This is a genomic window from Parafrankia discariae, assembly GCF_000373365.1.
Lineage (GTDB): Bacteria > Actinomycetota > Actinomycetes > Frankiales > Frankiaceae > Parafrankia > Parafrankia discariae.
In genome coordinates this window covers 1-4287 of sequence record NZ_KB891149.1, presented here as the reverse complement: position 1 = coordinate 4287, position 4287 = coordinate 1, and the positions used below count along the sequence as shown (strand labels likewise).

Annotated in this window: 6 protein-coding genes; 5 read left to right on the top strand and 1 reads right to left on the bottom strand. The window is 73.0% G+C overall.

Annotated elements, in window-relative coordinates; genetic code table 11:
- Together B056_RS35795 and B056_RS0108240 are read left to right on the top strand one after the other, a co-directional pair.
- Positions 1-212, top strand: a 212-nt coding sequence (locus tag B056_RS35795) for an ATP-binding protein (protein WP_035750732.1), incomplete at its 5' end; no start/stop codon positions are given.
- A 211-nt stretch (positions 213-423) separates the two neighbouring features.
- Positions 424-1401, top strand: a complete 978-nt coding sequence (locus B056_RS0108240) for a LysR family transcriptional regulator (RefSeq protein WP_018501404.1) — start codon at positions 424-426, stop codon at positions 1399-1401.
- A 77-nt stretch (positions 1402-1478) separates the two neighbouring features.
- Here the strand turns inward: B056_RS0108240 and B056_RS0108235 are convergent, their stop codons facing one another.
- Complete coding sequence (locus B056_RS0108235) at positions 1479-2228, bottom strand: glucose 1-dehydrogenase (protein WP_018501403.1); 750 nt, start codon at positions 2226-2228, stop codon at positions 1479-1481.
- A gap of 153 nt (positions 2229-2381) precedes the next feature.
- Between B056_RS0108235 and B056_RS0108230 the strand changes: the two genes are divergently transcribed.
- From B056_RS0108230 to B056_RS44240, 3 genes are all read left to right on the top strand, one after another.
- Positions 2382-3047, top strand: a complete 666-nt coding sequence (locus B056_RS0108230) for a TetR/AcrR family transcriptional regulator (RefSeq protein WP_018501402.1) — start codon at positions 2382-2384, stop codon at positions 3045-3047.
- Positions 3048-3237: 190 nt separating this feature from the next.
- Positions 3238-4128, top strand: coding sequence for a pentapeptide repeat-containing protein (locus tag B056_RS44245; protein ID WP_018501401.1), 891 nt, complete (start codon positions 3238-3240; stop codon positions 4126-4128).
- A partial coding sequence (locus B056_RS44240) for a pentapeptide repeat-containing protein (protein WP_326828222.1) occupies positions 4065-4287 on the top strand: 223 nt, incomplete at its 3' end. The genes B056_RS44245 and B056_RS44240, both read left to right, overlap by 64 nt.

Sequence of the window (4287 nt, the reverse complement as noted above, 5' to 3'; positions counted from 1 at the left end):
TCGCCTCGAATGAAAGCTTCGGCGGCTGGACCAAAACCTTCACCGACCCCCGCCTCTGCTCCGCGATCGTCGACCGCCTCACCTTCGACGGCACGATCATCGAGACCGGCACCCAGTCCTACCGCCTCGCCCACACCCGCGCCCGCACCAGCCCGAACGGCCGCCCACCCACCCCGGTCCCCACTCCCACCGACACGACCCAACCCGCCTGAACAGCTGGCCCCCACTCCCACCGACGAACGGTCCCCACTCCCACCTTCATAGCCAGGGATGCCCGCGGGTCGGGCCGTGCCCGCAGGTCGGCCGTGCACGGAGCGGCGTTCCTGTCCGCCGGCCTGCCACCTCATCAAACCCGTGCCCGAACCCTCCCGGGCGTAATCTGACGTGACGATTGATGACGCTGACCGTCAGTGGGAGTGACGCATGCTCGACCTGCGCAAGCTGGTCCTTCTGCGCGAGATCGACGCCCACGGCTCCATCGCCGCCGCCGCGCAGAGCCTGTCCTACAGCCGGTCCGCGGTCTCCCAGCAGATCACCGCGCTGGAACGCGAGGTGGGGACCCCGCTGCTGGAGCGGACCAGCCGCAGTGTCGTGCTCACCGAGGCCGCCCGGGTGCTGGTCGCCCGCACGGAGACCGTCCTCGCCGAGCTGGAAGCGGCCGAGACCGAGATCGGGCAGACGGCGGGCACGCCCAGCGGCGCCCTGCGCATCGGGGTCTCGCTGAACCACGGGCCGCCGTTGCTGGCCCGCGCCCTCGTCCAGGTGCAACGGCGGTACCCGAGGCTGCGGATCACTCTGCGGGGTGTGGCGGCCGGGGAAGGCCGGCAGGCCGTCCGCCTCGGGCAGCTCGACCTAGTCCTGGCGTTCCGGTACGACCAGGTGCCCGAGCCCCGGCTCCCCGGCCTGCTGGAGATCCCACTCGGATCCGATCCGATCCGGGTCGCCGTCGCGGCCGACCACCCGCTGGCCGGTACGGGCCCTCGACACCTCGCCGAGTTCGCCGGGGAACGCTGGGTTCTTCGGCCGGCCTCCACGTTCGGCCGGCTGACCCTGCACGCCTGCCACGTCGCCGGCTTCGAACCGGACGCGGCCGCGGAGCTCGACGACCTGCAGGCGGCCCTGGGCCTGGTCACCGCGGGATGGGCGGTGAGCCTGCTACCGGACCTCGTACCGTCCAGGCCGGAGTTCCCCGTCGCCCGGATCCCCCTCGCCGACCAGCGGCTGCACCGGCACATCGCGATCGTGGTACGCCGGGGAGTCGCCGGAGCACCGGCGATCGAGGCCCTGGTCGACGAGGTCCAGGCCCAGCTCATCGAGCGGACAGCGCCGCGGCCTGGACGGGAGGCCGAACGCGACCTCGGTGACTCCGGTTCGCGGCCTGGTCCTTCTTCTCCGGGATGACGGTGCGGAGCCCGGCCCTGGCGGGCCCGCACCGCCATCCCCACCAGGAACCCTTCGTGAAGGCCTGACGGTGGTGTTCAGACCTGGTTGGCGCCGCCGTCGACGTAGAGGTTGCTGCCGGTGGTGAAGCTGCTCGCCGGGGTGGCGAGGAACAGCACGGCGTTCGCGACCTCGTCCGGGTGGCCCATGCGGCCCAGCGGCACCTGGCTGGCCAGGGAGCCCCTCAGCTGGTGGGCCTGTTCCTCGTCGGCGGCCAGGCCGGTGATGCCGGGGGTGTCGATGGGGCCGGGGGTGATGGCGTTGACCCGGATGCCCCGGCCCCTGAGCTCGTTCGCCCAGGTGCGGGCGAAGGAGCGGACGGCGGCCTTGGACGCGGCGTAGACACCGAAGGCCTCGACGCCGGTGGTAGCCGTGGTCGACGAGGTCAGGATGATCGAGGCGCCGTCGGCCAGCAGTGGCAGGGCCTTCTGCACGGTGAACAGCAGGCCCTTGACGTTGATGGCGAAGGTCTCGTCGAAGTGCTCTTCGGTGACCTGCTCCAGCGTGGCGAACGAACCGCCGCCGGCGTTGGCGAACAGCACGTCCACCGGGCGGCCCCGCTCCGCGACCACCCGGTAGAGGCGGTCGAGGTCGGCCAGGTCCGACACGTCACCCTGCACGCCGGTCGCGTCCGCGCCGATCTCCTTGACGGCCGCGTCGAGCTCGGCCTCGCGGCGACCGGTGACGAACACGTGGGCGCCCTCCTCCGCCAGCCGTCGCGCGGCCGCCAGACCGATGCCGGTGGTACCGCCGGTGACGACCGCCGTCTTGCCCGCCAGCTGTCCCATCACAGATCGCTTCCTTCCAAGCTTGCCACTCGGCTCCTGGCGCTTACAGACCTCTTCACCAGGAACGATTTTCGTACCGATCGGTACCGAATCAACGTAGCACACGCCGCCAGGCTTATGTACCGATCGGTCCGGATGGCGTAGGCTGCACCCGTGGAAACCGCCCGGCGAGCACCGGTCGGCCGGCCCCGCGCCTTCGACGCCGACCAGGCACTCGACCGCGCCCTCGAGGTCTTCTGGCGGCAGGGCTACGAAGGCGCCTCCCTCACCGACCTCACCGAGGCCATGGGGATCACCAGAACCAGCCTGTACGCCGCCTTCGGCAACAAACGCGACCTGTTCGACAAGGCCCTCGCCCGCTACTCCGAGATCGACATGGCCTACGCCCGCCAGGCCCTGGCCGCACCCACCGCGCGCCAGGTCGCCGAGACCTTCCTGCGGGAGAACGTCCGAGCCATCACCTCGCCAGGCCGGCCCGCCGGCTGCTTCTCCATCCAGGGCGGGCTGTCCTGCGGCCCGGCCAACGCCGACGTCTCCGCGACCCTGGCCCGCTCCCGGCGGGCCGGCGAAGCCGCGCTGGCCGACCGCTTCCGCGCCGCCGTCACCGACAGCGACCTGGCCCCCGGCACCGACCCCGACGACCTCGCCCGCTACCTCATGGCCGTCGCCGCGGGCCTGGCCGTCCAGGCCGCCGCCGGCGTCGCCCGGCCGGACCTCGACCGCGCGGCCAGCCTCGCCCTGCGCGCCTTCCCCGGCCCCGCTGCGGCCACCACCCCCGCCCCTGCCCTCGCTCGAGCCCGCGGCGACCTGTCGACCTGACCCGCGGACCGTCCGGGCTGACCCGCGGACCGTCCTGGCGGTCCAGCTCGACGGGGCAGAACAACCAGCTGGATGAGCCGCGGCGAAGGGCGCCGGGCATCCGCGGTCGGGTCGTCGCCGACCGCATGCCCTCGACCGGACCATCCGCCCGCCGCTTCCTCTCCGTGCGTTCAGGTATACAAACCGTGTCATGGCTGACAGCGGAGGATCGCGCCGACAGACCAGCCGACGCTGGCTGTGGATCATCGCCGGGGTCGCCGCGGCCGGCGCGGTGTGCGCGGTACTGGGGGTCTGGCACCTGCCGGAACGGATGTACCCGGGCAGCTACGAGGAGGTCGGTGAAGCCCGGGCCGCGTTACAGGGTGGCCTGCTGACTGCCGCCGCGGCGCTGACAGCGGTGGCCGGCGGTCTGATCGCCCTGGACGAGACCCGACAGGCCAACGCCGAGACCCGGCGGGCCAACACCGAGATAAGCCAGGCGAACAAGAACACCCACGTGCGGGAGCTGTACGCGACCGCGATCGAGCTCCTGGGAGCGCGCACGATCGACAGCCGACTCGGTGGGATCTACGCCCTGGAACGAGTCGCGGTCGACTCGCCAGCGGATCAGCGCACCGTGGTGGAAGTCCTCTCGGCCTTCGTACGCGTCCACAGCACCGACCCCGTGCCGCCTCCCAACCCGCCCGATCCCAGCTCCCCGATCCGGCCCACCGTCGACGTCCACGCCGCGATCACCGTCCTGGCCCGCCTTCCCGTCCGCGCCAAGGTGCCCCGCGCCGACCTCACCGGCGCCTGGCTGGTCGGGGCGAACCTCACCCGCGCCTGGACAGTCGGGGCAACACTGACCGGCACCCAGCTGGACGGGACCGACCTCACCCGCGCCTGGACGGTCGGGGCGGCCCTGACCGGCGCCTGGCTCGTCGGGGCGGACCTCGCCCTCGCCCGCGCCTGGCTGGACGGCGCGACCCCGCCGACGCCTGGCTCGTCGGGGCGGACCTCGCCCTCGCCCGCGCCTGGCTGGACGGCGCGACCCTGCCCGACGCCTGGCTCGTCGGCGCGACCCTCACCGACGCCCGGCTGATCGGGGCGGATCTCAGCCGCGCCCGGCTGGTCGGCGCGGACCTCACCCGCGCCCGGCTCACCGGCGCGACCCTCACCGACGCCCACCTGGTCGGGGCGACCCTGACCCACGCGGGCCTCACCGACGCCCGGCTGGACGGCGCGGACCTCACCGACGCCC

Bases quoted from the DNA above. Each gene is read 5' to 3' on its own strand.
- B056_RS0108235 (WP_018501403.1), bottom strand. From the start codon at position 2,228: ATGGGACAGCTGGCGGGCAAGACGGCGGTCGTCACCGGCGGTACCACC.
- B056_RS0108240 (WP_018501404.1), top strand. From the start codon at position 424: ATGCTCGACCTGCGCAAGCTGGTCCTTCTGCGCGAGATCGACGCCCAC.
- B056_RS44245 (WP_018501401.1), top strand. From the start codon at position 3,238: ATGGCTGACAGCGGAGGATCGCGCCGACAGACCAGCCGACGCTGGCTG.